Origin of the sequence: Devosia sp. BK (assembly GCF_032907385.1) — a bacterium.
In the GTDB taxonomy this organism is placed as follows: Bacteria; Pseudomonadota; Alphaproteobacteria; order Rhizobiales; family Devosiaceae; genus Devosia.
This window is the reverse complement of the sequence record NZ_JAIMBX010000001.1, coordinates 1,044,900-1,060,224: the sequence shown is the minus strand read 5'-3', so window position 1 is coordinate 1,060,224 and position 15,325 is coordinate 1,044,900. Positions and strand designations below refer to the sequence as shown.

17 protein-coding genes, 1 tRNA gene and 1 pseudogene are annotated in these 15,325 nt (G+C 61.7%); 12 read left to right on the top strand and 7 right to left on the bottom strand.

Annotation, left to right across the window (positions count from 1 at the left end; genetic code table 11):
* Positions 1–174: 174 nt before the first annotated feature.
* From DevBK_RS05140 to DevBK_RS05125, 4 genes are read left to right on the top strand one after another with little or no spacing between them, the layout of a single operon-like run.
* Complete coding sequence (locus DevBK_RS05140) at positions 175–1,797, top strand: helix-turn-helix domain-containing protein (protein WP_317184684.1); 1,623 nt, start codon at positions 175–177, stop codon at positions 1,795–1,797.
* 54 nt (positions 1,798–1,851) lie between these two features.
* Positions 1,852–2,235 (top strand): response regulator transcription factor, encoded by a 384-nt coding sequence (locus DevBK_RS05135; protein ID WP_061907334.1) that lies wholly within the window; start codon positions 1,852–1,854, stop codon positions 2,233–2,235.
* Positions 2,213–2,446 carry a hypothetical protein gene (locus tag DevBK_RS05130; RefSeq protein WP_317185617.1) on the top strand — a complete coding sequence of 78 codons (234 nt, stop codon included), beginning with the start codon at positions 2,213–2,215 and terminating at the stop codon, positions 2,444–2,446. Before DevBK_RS05135 ends, DevBK_RS05130 begins: the two co-directional genes overlap by 23 nt.
* Positions 2,446–5,148 carry a sensor histidine kinase gene (locus tag DevBK_RS05125; RefSeq protein ID WP_317184683.1) on the top strand — a complete coding sequence of 901 codons (2,703 nt, stop codon included), beginning with the start codon at positions 2,446–2,448 and terminating at the stop codon, positions 5,146–5,148. Before DevBK_RS05130 ends, DevBK_RS05125 begins: the two co-directional genes overlap by 1 nt.
* Here the strand turns inward: DevBK_RS05125 and DevBK_RS05120 are convergent.
* Positions 5,145–5,921, bottom strand: coding sequence for an ion channel (locus tag DevBK_RS05120; protein ID WP_317184682.1), 777 nt, complete (start codon positions 5,919–5,921; stop codon positions 5,145–5,147). The genes DevBK_RS05125 and DevBK_RS05120 overlap by 4 nt on opposite strands.
* Positions 5,922–6,138: 217 nt before the next feature.
* On the opposite strand from DevBK_RS05120, the gene DevBK_RS05115 reads away from it, so the two are divergent.
* The 4 genes from DevBK_RS05115 (at position 6,139) to DevBK_RS05100 (ending at position 9,359) form a co-directional block, all read left to right on the top strand.
* Positions 6,139–6,882, top strand: a complete 744-nt coding sequence (locus tag DevBK_RS05115) for a glycosyltransferase family 2 protein (protein ID WP_317184681.1) — start codon at positions 6,139–6,141, stop codon at positions 6,880–6,882.
* Between the two features lie 89 nt (positions 6,883–6,971).
* A complete protein-coding gene (locus tag DevBK_RS05110) occupies positions 6,972–8,447 on the top strand; it encodes a flagellar hook-length control protein FliK (protein ID WP_317184680.1) in 1,476 nt (491 codons plus the stop codon).
* Complete coding sequence (locus tag DevBK_RS05105) at positions 8,444–8,737, top strand: EscU/YscU/HrcU family type III secretion system export apparatus switch protein (protein ID WP_317184679.1); 294 nt, start codon at positions 8,444–8,446, stop codon at positions 8,735–8,737. The genes DevBK_RS05110 and DevBK_RS05105 overlap by 4 nt, the downstream gene beginning before the upstream one ends.
* 76 nt (positions 8,738–8,813) lie before the next feature.
* Entirely contained in the window at positions 8,814–9,359 is a 546-nt protein-coding gene (locus DevBK_RS05100) for a DUF2076 domain-containing protein (RefSeq protein WP_317184678.1), read from the top strand.
* A 12-nt stretch (positions 9,360–9,371) separates the two neighbouring features.
* On the opposite strand, the pseudogene DevBK_RS05095 reads toward DevBK_RS05100, so the two are convergent.
* Together DevBK_RS05095 and DevBK_RS05090 are read right to left on the bottom strand one after the other, a co-directional pair.
* Positions 9,372–9,788: pseudogene (locus tag DevBK_RS05095) on the bottom strand (cell wall hydrolase); the annotation flags it as partial.
* A gap of 137 nt (positions 9,789–9,925) precedes the next feature.
* Complete coding sequence (locus DevBK_RS05090; protein ID WP_061907325.1) at positions 9,926–10,270, bottom strand: hypothetical protein; 345 nt, start codon at positions 10,268–10,270, stop codon at positions 9,926–9,928.
* Positions 10,271–10,437: 167 nt separating this feature from the next.
* On the opposite strand from DevBK_RS05090, the gene DevBK_RS05085 reads away from it, so the two are divergent.
* Entirely contained in the window at positions 10,438–10,767 is a 330-nt protein-coding gene (locus tag DevBK_RS05085) for a hypothetical protein (RefSeq protein WP_061907324.1), read from the top strand.
* Here DevBK_RS05085 and DevBK_RS05080 read toward each other — a convergent pair.
* Positions 10,757–11,389 carry a 5'-methylthioadenosine/S-adenosylhomocysteine nucleosidase gene (locus DevBK_RS05080; RefSeq protein WP_317184677.1) on the bottom strand — a complete coding sequence of 211 codons (633 nt, stop codon included), beginning with the start codon at positions 11,387–11,389 and terminating at the stop codon, positions 10,757–10,759. The genes DevBK_RS05085 and DevBK_RS05080 overlap by 11 nt on opposite strands.
* Positions 11,390–11,530: 141 nt before the next feature.
* On the opposite strand from DevBK_RS05080, the gene DevBK_RS05075 reads away from it, so the two are divergent.
* A complete protein-coding gene (locus DevBK_RS05075) occupies positions 11,531–11,776 on the top strand; it encodes a hypothetical protein (RefSeq protein ID WP_061907322.1) in 246 nt (81 codons plus the stop codon).
* 59 nt (positions 11,777–11,835) lie between these two features.
* On the opposite strand, the gene DevBK_RS05070 is transcribed toward DevBK_RS05075, so the two are convergent.
* Together DevBK_RS05070 and DevBK_RS05065 are read right to left on the bottom strand one after the other, a co-directional pair.
* Positions 11,836–12,006 (bottom strand): DUF2934 domain-containing protein, encoded by a 171-nt coding sequence (locus DevBK_RS05070; RefSeq protein WP_317184676.1) that lies wholly within the window; start codon positions 12,004–12,006, stop codon positions 11,836–11,838.
* 155 nt (positions 12,007–12,161) lie between these two features.
* Positions 12,162–12,238: transfer RNA gene (locus DevBK_RS05065), tRNA-Arg, on the bottom strand.
* A gap of 49 nt (positions 12,239–12,287) precedes the next feature.
* On the opposite strand from DevBK_RS05065, the gene DevBK_RS05060 reads away from it, so the two are divergent.
* Both DevBK_RS05060 and prfB read left to right on the top strand, forming a co-directional pair.
* On the top strand, positions 12,288–12,788 hold the full coding sequence (locus DevBK_RS05060; protein WP_061907321.1) for a peptide deformylase: 501 nt from the start codon (positions 12,288–12,290) through the stop codon (positions 12,786–12,788).
* Between the two features lie 52 nt (positions 12,789–12,840).
* Positions 12,841–13,963 (top strand): peptide chain release factor 2 gene (gene prfB, locus DevBK_RS05055; RefSeq protein WP_317184675.1). Its coding sequence is split into 2 segments (ribosomal slippage): positions 12,841–12,909 and positions 12,911–13,963, totalling 1,122 coding nucleotides; the frame shifts between segments, so codons are not numbered across the junction.
* 151 nt (positions 13,964–14,114) lie between these two features.
* Here prfB and DevBK_RS05050 read toward each other — a convergent pair.
* The gene (locus DevBK_RS05050; RefSeq protein ID WP_317184674.1) at positions 14,115–15,254 is read right to left on the bottom strand and encodes a M23 family metallopeptidase; all 1,140 of its coding nucleotides are present in this window, start codon (positions 15,252–15,254) and stop codon (positions 14,115–14,117) included.
* Between the last annotated feature and the right edge of the window lie 71 nt (positions 15,255–15,325).

Genomic DNA, 15,325 nt, shown 5'->3' with positions numbered 1-15,325 from the left:
TGCGCGGGCCACCGGTACATTGCCGGAGCCTCAGCGCTGCCCGATATTTGCCCCATTTGAAAACGCCCGCAATATCCCATTGTAATCGTTCGATTATTCTGTAAATACTTGTTCTGGATTGACTGTCTTTCAGTCAATTCGTTTGCAAATCGCAGTTTCGGGGAGGGAACAGCGATGCGGGCGCCGATTGGTTTCCGGATATCCAACCGCAGGAAATCGCTGGGCATTTCCCAGGCAGCGCTGGCGCGTCTCGCCGGCATTTCGCCGAGCTATCTCAACCTGATCGAAAACAACAAACGCGACGTCGGCGGCATCTTGCTGCAGCGGATCGCTCAGCAATTGCGCATCGAGATTTCCGATCTCACGGGTGACGACGAACAGAAGCTGCTGCAGGACCTGGAAGAGGCCTATGCGGATCCGGTGGTCGAGTCGCTGCATTTCCAGCCCGAGGAACGCCGTCATCTCGTCGCGCAATATCCCGCCAGCGCCGCCGCCATTGCGCGTCTACACCGCGCCTATACTGGCGCCGTCGCCAATGCCGATACCTATGCCGACCGCCTGCGCTCCGATCCGCTCCTTAGCCAGCTTCTGCACCAGATCTTGTCCGGCATTACCGCCGTCCGCTCGAGTGCAGAAATTCTCGAAGATGTGCCCGATCTCGACGATGCCGAGCGCAAGCGCTTCGTCGACGCTATTGGGCGCGAGGCGCGGGCGCTCAGCGATGTGGCGCGGAGCCTCATCGGCCAGTTCGAAAGCAGCAGCAAGGTAATGGGCAAGGCATCAGCCCTGCGCGAGATTGATGATCTCATCATCGAGCAGGAGAACTATTTTCCGACCCTTGAAGCTGTCGCGGCGGACCTGCGAAGCGAACTGGAGAGCGAAGGTGCATTCGGCCCCGCGCTGCTCGTCGAAACGCTGGAACGTCGTTTTGGCGTCACGACGCGAGTCGGTGGCGAGAGCGGTGTTGCCGAATTTCCGGGTCAGTATCGCTTCGATTCCAGCGCTCGCGTCATGTGGTTTCAGGGCTCTACCACGCTCGCAACGCGCCAGTTCCAGCTTGCTCGACTGCTCGGCGAACTCAGCGCCACCGGCGTGCTGCGCGAAACGCTCGATGCGGCCATGCTGACCCGTCCGACGACGCGACGCCTGGCGGCGCGGGCGCTGGGCTCCTATCTGGCCGGTGCCATCGTTTTTCCCTATGGGACGTTTCACGAAGCGGCCGAAACGCTGGCCTACGACATCGACCAGCTGCGCCAGACGTTTAACGGCAGCTTTGAACAAGTGGCGCATCGGCTGGTGTCGCTGCGCAAGCCCGGCCAGGAGGGCGTTCCTTTCGGCTTCCTCCGCTCCGATCCTGCCGGGCGCCTCACCAAGCATTTTCCTCTGCCGGGCCTTCTATTGCCGAACTCCGGCCACGCCTGCCCGCTGTGGCCGATCTATAGCGCCTTCCGTCACCCTGAGACCCTCCAGCGCCAGGTGGTTCAATTCACCGATCGCTCGCGCTATCTCTTCCTCGCCCGGTCGCTGCAGCGCCGCGCGGGCGCATTCCAGGAACCGGCGACGCATATCTCGATCATGCTCGCCTGCGATGTGCTCCACGCCGATCGTACGGTCTATGCGCGTGGCCTCGATCTCGCCGATCAATCAGCCGATTTGCCCGTCGGTCCGACCTGCCGGCTCTGCACGCGAAAGAGCTGTCCGGCGCGGCAGGAGGAGATGCTGACGCCGGGCGAACAGCGCTCGGCAACGCGCCAGCCGCTGATCCCGCAAGAATTCGGCCTTGGCGATTCCGGCTGATTGCGCTTTAGTGACGCAGCTTGCGGAGGGGAGACCGCAGGCGAGGGGGGAGATTTGGCTATCGATATCCTGATTGCCGAGGATGAACCGTCGATTCTTGAATCGCTGGATTTCATCCTGCGTCGTGCCGGATGGAGCATCAGTTCGGTCACCGATGGCGACGCCGTGCTCGATGTCGTGCGGCGGCTGCGACCGCGCATGCTGGTGCTCGATGTGATGCTGCCCAAGCGCAGCGGTTTCGACATTCTGAAGCATCTACGCGCCGATGCGGACACAGCAAACTTGCCCGTCCTGATCCTCACCGCCAAGGGCCAGCAGCAGGATCGACGCACAGCCGAAGAACTCGGCGCCAATGGATTCGTGACAAAACCCTATTCCAATGCCGAGGTGGTGGGCGCGGTGCGCAGCCTTCTGGGTGAAGATGCCCGACCGGCATAGGATCGTCGGCGGCATGTTCCTGCTGACGGCAGGCGGGCTGTTGTTGCTCGTGCCGCCGCTGGTGCATGTCTTCAATCACGACATTGCCGTCTTTGGCGTACCGCAGATCGTTTTCTACCTTTTCGGCGTCTGGTTGGCGCTCATCGCAGGCACCGCCTGGCTGACCAGCCGCATCCCAGCTGAGCCGCGGCAAGAGGAGGGCGAGGGGTAATGCTGTCGGCCGATTTCGTCATTGCGACCGCGATCGGCTATGTCTGTCTGCTCTTCGTTCTCGCCTATATCGGCGACCGCCGCGCCCGCATCAATCAGCGCTCCTGGCTCCATTCGCCCGCGGTCTATACGCTCTCGATCTCGGTCTACTGCACCAGTTGGACTTTTTACGGTGCCGTGGGAAATGCTGCTCGTAGTGGATTGGAGTTCCTCACGATTTACCTTGGACCAACCATAGTCTTCGTCGGTTGGTATTTCCTCCTCCGCCGCCTCGTCCGGATCGGCCATCTCTACCGCATTACGTCGGTAGCTGACCTCCTGTCGTCCCGTTTCGGCAAGTCGAGCCGGCTCGGCGTGCTGGTCACCTGCATCGCCGTCATCGGCATCGCGCCCTATATCGCGCTGCAGTTGAAGGCCGTCACCTCGTCGATCCAGGCGCTCGCCGGCTCCTCCGAATTCGGCCAGGGCAGCCTTCGCGGCATCGACGATGTCGGCCTCGCGCTCGGCGTCGCCGCCGGCATGGCGCTCTTCACCATCCTCTTCGGCACCCGCCATGTCGACGCCAAGGAGCAGCACCATGGCGTCGTCGCCGCCATTGCCTTCGAGGCCGTGGTCAAGCTTACGGCGCTCGTCGCCGTCGGCATTTTTGTGCTCTATATCGGCGGCGGGTTTGAAGGCATTTTCAGCCAGGCAGCAGCGCGCGGCGTCGTGGTCGACACCTCGGCAAGCTTTGACAGTCGCTGGATCACGACGCTCGTCCTCTCCATCGCTGCCATCGTCTGCCTGCCGCGCCAGTTTCAAGTGACGGTCGTCGAAAACTCGAACGAAAATCACCTGCGCGTCGCCGGCTGGGCCTTCCCGGCCTACATGTTCCTCATGAGCATCTTCATCCTGCCCATCGCCATTTACGGGCTGACAGTGATGCCCGCCGATGCCAATCCCGACATGTTCGCGCTGACCCTGCCATTAGCAGCAGGTCAGAATGGCCTTGCGCTCTTTGCTTTCATCGGCGGCTTTTCCTCCGCCACCTCGATGATCATCCTCGAATCCATCGCCCTGTCGATCATGGTGTCGAACCACATCATCATGCCGCTGGTGCTGCGCTTCAGCCGTCCGCAATTCGGGGAAGGGCAGGGCATGAGCCGCACGCTGCTTGTGGCCCGGCGTTTCTCGATCATGCTGATCCTCTCGCTCGGATTTTTCTATTTCTTCTTCACCCGCGATTCCAACGCGCTGGCCCCGATCGGCCTCATCTCCTTCACCGCCATCGCCCAGTTTTTCCCCGCGCTTCTCGCTGCCATCTTCTGGCGCGAGGCATCGCTGAAAGCCGTTACGGCAGCGATCCTTGCCGGCTTCGCCACCTGGGCCTGGTGCTGCTTCCTGCCATCCTTCGAATCCGTCTCTCCCGCCGTCTCCCAGCTTCTCGCCGACGGTCCCGCAGGCATTTCCTGGCTACGGCCCGAGGCCATGTTCGGCCTCGACGGTTGGGACCCGCTCGCCCACGCCGCCTTCTGGAGCCTTTCGGTCAATGTGCTGACGCTGACCCTCGGCTCGCTGCTGACGACGCCCTCCGCGCTCGAACGCATCCAGGCCGCGGCCTTTGTCGATGTCTTCAAGCGGCCCAATCTTGCGCTCCGCGGCATTGCACCGGGCTCGGCCACGGCGACCGATCTCTATTTCGTCGCCGAGCGCGTGCTGGGCGAAAAACGGGCGGCCGCACTCTTTGAAGTCGCGGCGCGCGAACGTGGCGTCGACCCGGTCCTCCTTGAACCAACGCCCGAATTCGTTGGCCGCCTCGAGCGCGAATTGGCCGGCTCGATCGGCGCGGCCTCGGCACATGTCATGCTCTCGAAAGTCGTGGCTGGTGCCGATGTCTCGCTCGAAGAGATGATGCAGATGGCCGACGAAACGCAGCAGGCCATCGAATATTCCCAGGAGTTGGAGCGCACCTCGGCCGAACTCCGCATGACCGCACAAAAGCTCGAAGACGCCAATCAGCAGCTCCGCCAGCTCGATAGCCAGAAGGATGAATTCTTGAGCCAGGTCAGCCACGAGGTCCGAACCCCGATGACCTCCATCCGCTCCTTCTCGGAAATCCTGCTCGATGGCGATCAGCTCGACGACACCCAGCGCCAACGCTTCGTTTCGACGATCCATCAGGAAAGCCTGCGGCTTACCAAACTTCTCGACGAAATCCTCGATCTCTCGGCGCTCGAACGGGGTGAAAAGAACTGGACGAGCCAGGCCGTCGATGCCGACGCCGTGCTCGACCGTGCCATTTCGGTTTGTGACGCGCTGTTGCGCAAAAGGACCATTCGTCTTGACCACGGTCAGCGCGCTGGCCGGACGATGATCGAGGGCGACCCGGACCGGCTCTGCCAGGTTTTCATCAACCTGATTTCAAACGCCGTGAAATACAACACCTCGTCCGATCCCGTCGTCCGCATCAGCTCGGCCCTGCGCGCTGGAAATTTCGTCGCCGAAGTGGCCGACAATGGCCCCGGCATCGCCAAGGGCGAGCGCAAGCTGATCTTCGAAAAATTCTCGCGCGGCCGGCGCGGCGCTGCCGATCAAACCGGCGCGGGCCTCGGCCTCGCCATCAGCCGCCAGATCGTCAATCGCATGAACGGCACGCTCGATCTCGCGCCCAGCACCTTGCCCGGCGCCTGCTTCCGCCTGCGCCTGCCGGTGATCCGCGGCTAGAGCCCATGCCCCTCGTCGGGAATGTTGAGAAGATGCCCGCACGCCTTGCAGTGCACCGCATCCGGCTCATGCTTCGTCAGCCCGCATTGCGGACAGGGAAAATGCACCTTGGCCGGCCGGAAAATGAGCTGCGCCAGCCGCACGAAGAGCGAGATGCCCATGATCATGATAACGATGGATACAAGTTTGCCAAACGTGCCGGGCAGGGTGAGATCGCCAAACCCCGTCGTCGTCATCGCCGTAACGGTGAAGTAGAGCGCGTCGACATAGCCCGAAATGCCGGATTCTTCGCCGACAAAGGCCGTGTAGACAAACCCGGTCACGACGAAAATGAACACCAAGAGGTTGATGACCGCCTGGATCGTTTCCTTATACCCATCAAGCCCACGCTTGCTCAGTGGTCGCCAGATGAGCGGCGATTTGCTCAGCGTCCAAAGCCTCAGGATACGCAGGAAGCCAAGATTGAAGAGCCAGGTCGGCGCGAGAAGCGTGATCAGGATAAAAATATCGATGACGACGGGAAGCTGCCGAATCCAGCGTGGAATATCGTTGGTCGCCAAAGCCCGCGCGCACAATTCGATGAACACCAGCGCAGCGATCGAATAGTCGATCCAGAGAAAATATTCGCGCCCCTTCAGCAGGGGACTCGCGATGAAAAACGCGATGATGGCGAGATCGACGACAAGGATCGTCGCCTGGAAGCGTAGCGCGGCCGGTTGCTGGCTGTGATACAAAATCCGGAGTCTTGAGCGCAGGCGCGGCAACCAGCCCATCTGCGTTTCGTCCGGGGCCGCGTCTGGTTTGGAGGCAGTCAGAATTCACCTCATGGCGCTCGGGCCTTGGTTGATTGAAACGCTTCTTAGCAAATGCCCCAAGGCATGGAAACTCGGGCCATTGCCTCACGCACCTGAAGGTTGCCCCGCTCCGCTTGTCGCGCTATGAGCAGCGCCACCCCAGCGCTGGCGGGTTTTGGCCGGCAGAAGGAGTGCCATGAAGCTGGCTTTCGTCATCCCGGCCTATAACGAAGAGGCCCTGATCGGAAAGTGCCTGGAATCGGTTCTGGCCGAAATCAAGCGCTCCGGCGTCCCTGCCGATGTGATCGTGGTCAACAATGCCTCGACCGACCGGACAGGCGAAATCGCCCGCAGTTTTGCCGGTGTGCGCGTCGTCGATGAGCCCAAAAAGGGCCTCGTCAATGCGCGGGATGCGGGCTTTGCCGCCAGTGAGGGCTTTGATCTCATCGCGAATATCGACAGCGATACGATCGTCCCCGAAGGCTGGCTGACGACCGTCATGCGCGAGTTCGATAAGGACCAAAAGCTCGTCTGCCTCAGCGGCCCCTATGTCTATTATGACATGGCCCCGCATAACCGTCTCATGATCGAGATGTTCTATGGCCTGACCTACCTGATTTACCTGCTCAATCGCTTCGTGCTGCGGGTTGGCTCGGTGGTGCAGGGCGGCAACTTCGTCTTCAAGCGCGAAGCCTGGGTCAAGGTCGGCGGCTATGACCGGACCATCGAGTTCTTCGGCGAAGATACCGATGTTGCCGTGCGCCTCTCGCGCGTTGGCGGGGTCAAATGGCTCACGAGCTTCAAGATGAAGACCACAGGCCGCCGCCTCGAAAAGGAAGGCGTCTTCCAGACTGCCGCGACCTATACGCTCAATTTTTTCTGGGTCACCTTTCGCGGCAAGCCTGCCACCATGGAATACAAGGACGTCCGCAAGGATTGACCGGCTGAGGAAACCTCGGTCTTCCACATTTTAGAGAATCATCGATAGGATCGATCTTGGCCGCATTTGGCGGCCAGGATGCGTTACGGATGTCGATTGCCTCGCAGTTCCCCGTCGTATCACCGGCCCAATCCGGCTCGGCCCTGCGCGCGCTCGCGCTGACACCGGGGCAGGTAATCGAGGGACGCGTACTGGGCGCCGGGCAGGGCGGCGCAACGCTCGTCCAGATTGGCCGCCAGCCCATGGCCCTGTCACTGCCCGGGGGCGCGACGCCCGGCAGCATCCTCACGCTCAGCGTCCAGCAAACCGAAGGCCAGTTGCGCCTCGCGCTGGTGTCGAGCCGTCCACCGCCCACGACGCCCGCGCCCCAGGCTCCCGCAACCAGCGTCGAAATCGCTCAGCGCCCAGTCGTTCAGGGCCCGATCACCTATAGCCCGCCAAGCCTGACGCCGAGCGCCGGCAGCCCTTCGCCCGTCATCGCCGCGCCGATCACTGCCCAGCCAACGCCCGCTGCTCCGCTGCCAGCGGCCCAACCCGCAATCGGCTCGCCAGTCGCCACGCAGCCCGTCGCGCCAGGCATTCAGCAGCGGCTAGGCGGCGCGCCTTATGGCATGCCGCAGATGACCGGGGCCCAACAGACCGCGGCTCCCGCCACCCAACCGGGCTCTCAGGCGTCTCTCCTCGCCCAGATGGTCCAGCAGTCGCTCCCGGTCCAGGGCAGCATCGGCGCGGTCACCAGTCTTCTGGTCGCCGTCGCCGGCAAGACCGCCTTGCCCGAGCCTGTGCTGAAAGCTGCGCGGCAAATTCTCGGCAATCAGTTGGACAGTGCCGGCAAGCTCGATGGCGCCACCCTTAAGGCCGCGATCCGCAATTCGGGCATTTTCCAGGAGGCGCAATTGGGCCAGGTCGCGCCGGGCGCGGCCGCGACCGATACGAAATCGAGCCTTATGGCCATGCGTCAGGGGCTGGGGCAGTGGCTCGGCAATCAGGCGCAGATCGCGCCGGCAACGCAGATCCCGCCGCCCCTAAAGCATGTCTTGCCCCGCGCGCGTCTCCCCGAGGCTTTGCCCGATGAGCTTCCCGATGATGGCGAAGCGCTGGGCAAACTGCTCCTCGAGCGCACCGAAGGCGCTTTGGCTCGGGTCCGGCTGCATCAGCACGCTTCGCTGCCGGACGGCCAGAAGGCCGGCGATACGCAATGGAGCCTCGATTTGCCCGTGCTGGTCGGCCAGCAACAGGCCGTTTTGCAGCTTCAGATCCACCACGAAGGCAGCGGCAGCGACACGCGCAGCGAAGATCGCGGCTGGCAGGTGCAGTTCGCGATTAACTTGCCCGCTCTCGGCGAGGTCGGCGCGCAGATTTCCCTGCGTGGCCAGACGACCGGCATCCTGCTGTGGGCCGAAAACCGCGAAACCGCCAAGATCTTTTCCGAGACCATCGAGGAACTGCGCACAACGCTTGAAGCAGCGGGCCTATACCCCGGGGCGCTCGTCGTGCGCAGCGGTGCGCCCGCGGAAGACCCGACCGATCCCCGTCTCGGCCATTCTGTGGATGCCAGAGGATGAGCGAAGACCCCAAAACCCGCCAACTCGCCGTCGCCCTCCAATATGAAAAAGGCACGGACCACGCGCCCCGCGTCGTCGCCAAGGGAAGAGGGCTGATCGCGGAGCAGATCGTCGCACTCGCAGAAGAAAACGACATCGTCATCGAATCCAATCCGCTCCTTGCCGAGGCCCTCAGCCATGTCGAGGTCGACGACAGCATCCCCATCGAACTCTACGAGGCCGTTGCCGCCGTTATCGGCTTTGTTCTCAAGCAAAATGCCAAGGCTCCGGCCCCTGCTAAGATGTCCTGAATTCGGCGTGATCGCGCTCTGCGCCATTGCGCCTCATCGTGCGGCTTCCCATGTCAAATTTGAAAGGGAGTTGATCATGCTGAGACAGGAAGACGAACGCGCCATCGAAGACCTCTTCGAACGCCTGCGTAATGTGGAGCGCAATAGCGCTGCGCGCGACGCTGATGCCGAGCAACTCATCCGCCAGCGGCTCGCGGAAAATCCGACCGCTGCCTATTTCATGGCCCAGACGATCATCGTGCAGGAAGCAGCTCTGCGCGAGGCCCAACAGAAAATCGAACAGCTCGAATCAAAGCAAAGCCAGGGCGGTTTTCTCGGCGGGATCTTTGGTGGCGATCGCCCCGCGCAGGCGCAGACCTCGCAAGGTGGACCCTGGGGCCGGTCGGACGATCCGCTAGATGATCTCCGCCGCTCCCGCGGCAATGGCGGCTTTTTGGCTGGCGCTGCCCAGACCGCGCTCGGGGTCACCGGCGGCCTGCTGCTCGGCAGCATGCTGACCGGTCTCCTTACCGGCGAGGCGCAAGCCGAAGAGGCGCCACCACCTGAGGATGCGCCCGAAGATCAGGGCTATGACGATGGCGGTGACATGGGCGACGATTTCGACGTGGGGGGCGACTTCTAGAGGCTAGTTCGTCCGCTTCTCGTAGAACTCGTTGCCGCCCGCTTCGAGCACATAGAACATATTGTTGTATGGGAAACGGAGGCCCGCCGTGTGGAAATGCTGCGCATTCTGCACGCCGGGATGCCGCGCCCCATGCAGCACCTGATCGGCGACCTGTGCCGCGAGCACAGCGCCGCTATCGGTCATGGGCTTGGTCAAGACGCCTTGCGCGAACTGGTTTTTCTGCCCGACCACGCCGCAGACATTTTTGGGATAGCGCGGGTCGTTAAGCCGGTTCATCACCACGGTGCCGACAGCCAGCATGCCTTCCGAGCTGGAGCGGTTCGATTCGAAATACATGGCGCGCATCATGCATTCCTTCTCGCTCATCTGCGCCATGCCGAAATTGATGCCGAGAAAGCTGCAGCCCCCGAGACTGGTGACGACAATCGCGACGGCTGACAATTTGATGGCGAGGCGAGCAAAAAGGGCCACGGTGCATCTCCGGAGTGTTGCCGAGTTGCGGCTTTCCCCGAAAATGCTCCGACAGCCCTAAGGAAGGTTTGACCGGGTTGGTAAAGAAACTCTTATCGACGGCGGAAGAGCAAAGTGGTCAGCAACAGCGTGGTGCCGAGAACGGCGATCACCGGCACGGGGTCGCGCTGCACGGCCTTCGCACTCTCCATGGCCTTGCGGCTTGCAACACCGGCGATCCAGGCGCCTTGCTTGGCAGCGTCGCGGCCCCATTCGGCAACCACGTCACCGACATCATCCGCGACCTCGCTGGCATTATGCGACAGAGACCGTGCATTGCCGGACAGCGAACGGCCGAGATGGCGCGTCTGGCGACGCAGGTCATGCAGTTGTGCAGCAATCTGATCGAGTGGATCCTGACGGCGGCGGCGGGACGGGAACAGTTCTTCAAGAAGCATGGCTTACTCCATCTTTCGCGAGGGAACGCGACGTGCCGCGCGGAAGTTCCGTCCACCGTTTAACCAAGATTAATCTCTAGAGTTTGTTTCGAGAATGGCACTACCCGTTTCGGGATCGAGGCCTACATAAAGCAAGTCATCTAGCGCAGGAACGGAACGACAGATTGATGGAAACCAAGAGCGCCCGACGTCTCAACCGACTGTTCGATAGACTGGAGCGGAAAATACCGGCCAAGGCTGCTGGTTTGCTACAGCGTATCCGCCGGCCGGAGGCGCGCTTGATCCGCATTCCGCTCGGCATTCTGCTGGTCCTCGGCGGCATTTTTAGCTTCCTGCCCGTGCTTGGTATCTGGATGCTGCCGCTCGGCCTCCTGATCCTCGCGATCGACCTCATCTTCCTGCAAGGCCCGGTCAATCACGCCATCCTGCGCGGCGGCCGCCACTACACCAATTGGAGCCGCAAGCGCCGCGACAAGAAGGCCATGCCTAAGGCGTGAGATCGATGAGGCCGTCGGCATAGGCGGCCTCGATCAAATCTACAGCCTCGGCCAGTTTCTCGTCGATGATATGGAGATACTGCGTCCAGTCCTCGATCTTGCTGACCGTCTCTGTCCCGTCCGAAATGCCGCGAAGAGCTAGGAGCGGCACCCCAAAAGACTGGCAAGCGCGCTTGACCGCAAAGGTCTCCATATCGACCATGTCCTCGACGATGGCGTCATAGGCCGGTCCCGTAACCACATTGCCACCGGTTGAAAGCGTCGCTGCTGTAAGGCCCGGCAGGGCAGGGACCAGAGGCAGCGTTGCGGGCAGGTCTGTCAGCGGCGTTATTCCTTTGGCAAATCCCAGCGCCGAAGTATCCATGTCGCGATAGGACACAGAAATCGCCTGATAGACGGCACACTGCTCAAGCCTGTTTGAGCCTGCCGAGCCCAGACTGACAACGAGCTTTGGCAGGTTCTCGGCCCGTCGCGCCAGGGCGCGGGTCGTCGCCACCGCGGCCTCGACAGGACCAATCCCGATCATTTCCGGCTGGATGCGTGCGGCCAGATGTGGCCCGAATTCGGCCTTTGCGGCCATGAGATAGAGAATGGACATGCCGCCTTCTAGCATGGCTGCCATGCCGCTCAAGCTCTAGGCGTTACCGCTTATGTAACGGAATGATGACATATTGAATTGGTCGCCGCCCGATAGGCGATCAAACGAGGCAGATTGAAAGTGCGGTTCGCAGTCATCCAGGGCTCAAGAGAATGGACCGAGGCAATGCCGGAGCGCGCTGCCGCTCCTCAGGGCCTTGTGGTGGAAGATGTTCAGGCAGAGGCGCGCCGTCGCCTCCGATGCCTCAAGATCGAAGAGTGGCGGCTGCGCGAATTCGTCACCGGCACGCCCGTGCCCGACCATGTCAGCCACCTGGCTCTGCAGATCGAATTCGCCGCCCAGGCCATCGGCCGTCTCTCGCCAATCCCGTCGGACTATGCCGACGACGTCTATTGGCCCCGCATCTGGTAAAATAGAACAGGCGCCGCGAGATCCGCAGCGCCTACTAAAATTCCAAAACACCTGAAGAATCAGGCGGCCTTCTTGACCCGCGGCGCGCGCTTGCGGGGCGGCTTTATCGTAGCGGCTGCTTCGGAAGCCAGTGCGGCGACAGCCTTGAACCAATAGGCCTGATCCTGCCCCTCGGGGCGGCCATCGGCGTCCCAGAGGTCATAGGCCTTGCGCTCGATCTGTTCGTGCATTCTCAGCTCCGGTGAAATGTAACTGATCGGTAGCGTGAGCCCGCAAGGTTAAGGTCAGGCTAATTCTTCGGTTTGCGAGCAGTATTGGGGCCCTGCGCAAGACGCATGGAACCGCTCAAAGCAGTTGAGACCAACAAAGATTATAGGGATCAGGCTGGTGATCTCGACGGGATTCGAACCCATGACCCCCGGATTAGGAATCCGGTGCTCTATCCTGCTGAGCTACGAGACCAGCCGATTTCGACCTACCAGCCGGGCCGGCAACATGCAAGATGGCAGCCATGAGCACGTTCATCACCTATCCCGATCCGCGCCTTAGCGAGGCTGCGACGGCCCAGCCCGTCGACGCCGCCCTCCGTGCCATCGGCCAGCGGCTGCTTGCTGCTGGAACTGAGGCCAAGGCCTATGGCCTCGCCGCAGCCCACATCGGCGAAGTAGCCCCGATCGCACTGGTGAGCATCAGCGAACCCGACGAACGGGACTATCGTCTCCTCTATAATCCGACGGTCGTCTCATCCGCCCAAGAACAGGAAATCGGCACCGAGGGCTCGGTCTCACTCCCCGGCATCGAGGTTGACGTGCTCCGGGCGCGCGCCGTCGAAATCACCTTCGACGACGAAAATGGCATTCGCCATACCCTCTCGCTCTCAGGCTTTGCCGCCCGCGTCGCCCAGCACGAAATCGATCAGGTCAATGGTATCTTTTTTCTCAGCCGGGTGTCCCGTCTCAAGCGCGATGCGGCGCTCAAGCGTTTTGCCAAGCTCGGGCGCCGGGCGGGTTGATCCCCCGGCACGGCTCCTTTAAACGGGACGCACTGAACACAAGGAATTTTCAATGCGCGCGGAAATCGAAAAGACCGTCGCCGAAATCGAGCAGGTTTTGACCCTGCTGAGGAGGCATCTTTGACTGGGATACTGCACAACTCCGTCTCGACGCGCTGACAGCGCAAACTGAATCCCCCGACTTCTGGAACGATCCGGAAAAGGCACGCGTCACCATGCGCGAGCGCGACGAACTCGATGTGGCGGTCAAGACCGTGCGCGAGCTCGAATCTGGCATTCGTGACAATGTTGAATTGATCGAACTCGGCGATGCCGAGGGCGACGCCGATATCGTGCGTGATGCTGAAAGCGCGCTGATCGAACTCAAGCAATCGGCCCGCCGCCGGCAGATCGAAACGCTGCTTTCGGGCGAAGTCGATGCCAATGACTGCTATGTCGAAATCCACTCCGGCGCCGGTGGCACCGAGAGCCAGGATTGGGCCAACATGCTTTTGCGCATGTATACCCGATGGGCCGAACGCCGAAAAATGAAAGTCGAAGTGCTCGAAATGCACAACGGCGAAGAAGCTGGCATCAAGTCCGCGACCATTCAGATCAAGGGCCACAATGCCTATGGCTGGCTCAAGACCGAGAGCGGCGTGCATCGCCTCGTCCGCATCAGTCCCTACGATTCGGCCGCGCGTCGACACACCAGCTTTTCGAGCTGCTGGGTCTATCCGGTGATCGATGATTCCATCGATATCGAAATCCGCGAAGCCGACCTCAAGGTCGACACCTATCGCGCTTCCGGCGCCGGCGGTCAGCACGTCAACACGACCGACTCCGCCATCCGCATCACCCACGTGCCCTCGGGCATCATCGTGGCGTGCCAGCAGGAACGCAGCCAGCACAAGAACCGTGCAACGGCCATGGCCATGCTGAAATCCCGTCTCTACGAGATGGAAATGCAAAAGCGCGAAGAAGCGGCAAACGCTCAGGCGGCCAACAAGACCGATATCGGCTGGGGCCACCAGATCCGATCCTACGTCTTGCAGCCCTACCAGATGGTCAAGGATCTCCGCACCAGCGTCGAAAGCGGCCAGCCTTCAGTGGTGCTCGACGGTGACCTTGACCAGTTCATGGAAGCAGCACTTGCCCAGCGCGTTGGCGTCGCAACGGACGTAGCCAGCGAATAAACTTGGTGAGGGGGCAACACCCCCTCCCAGCCTCCCCCATCAAGGGGGAGGTGCGGGCTGGCGCGTTGGGCTGGGTCGTGAACCAAACTCGATCCGTCACCTCCCCCTTGATGGGGGAGGCCGGGAGGGGGTGAACCGAGCCATCCGGAAATCACCCCAGCACCGCAACCAACCGCTTCCCAGCGTCCAAAAACGCCTTGGGATTGATCGCCTCATCGGCCTTGCGGATTTCAAAATGCAGATGCGGCCCCGTCGAACGTCCCGTCGACCCGACTTTGGCGATGGGCGTCCCGGTATCGACCTTCTGGCCTTCTTGCGACAAATAACCGCTCAAATGCGCATAGCGAGTGAGCAGCCCATTCGCATGCGTCACCTCGACAACCATGCCATAGCCTGATCGCGTCCCGACATAGGTGACCACTCCGGCCGCAGCGCTCAGCACAGTCGTGCCTGTCGGCGCGGAGAAGTCGATGCCGGAGTGAAACGCCCGTGATCCCGTGAATGGATCGCGGCGATTGCCGAAGTTCGAACTTTGCCGGAACGTGCCGCTGATCGGCATATGTACCGGCGCATCATCGAGCGTTTCCCGCGCCATCTTGTAGCGCATCAGGGCCGACATGACCTCGTTGGCATCTTCAAGCATCGGCGTACCGGCCAGATCATCGCGCGCTGGCAGCAAAGGACCACCCATCGCTTCGTCATCGGCATCGGGCAGCGTCACCGGAATACCAAGCTGGCGCATCTCGGTGGCTATTTCGTCTGCGCGGGTCGAGGCGACCTGGGCAATGCCATCCATCGCCATTTGTGTCTCGCCCATCATTCGCTCGATGCTGAGCGCCGTCGCATCCACATCGGGATTGCCGGTCAGGCTCGCCAAGTCGGCCGATTGTGGAGCAGCCGGCGGCGCGATATCCGCGGCCGCAATGCCCAGCGCATCGGCTTTTTCCACCAAGACCTTGACCAGCTGGTGCTGCTCGAACAGCACTTCCTGCTGCTGCGATAGCTCCTGGAGCTGCAAGTTGATGTCGCCCGTCTGGGCAAAGCTGCGCGAGTGCAGCCGGTCGATTTCGACCCGCATCTGCGCGATGCGATCCTCATAGGCGCCGATCACTTCATCGGTCCGGCCGTTGAGCATCCGCGTGATATCGGGAGAGAGATAGAGCGCTGTGCCGGCAAAGACATTGCCGCCGAACAGCACGGCAAACATGCCGTAAAACAGGGCAGGGTGGATGCCGCGCACCGGCGCCTTAGCTCTGTTTCCGCGGTTTCCGAAGCCGGCTTTCGCTACCACTTTGCGCCCCTCGCACTGCCCACCTTATGGTAAGCAGACTATGAGCGCTCATGGTTAAGAAACCCCGAAAG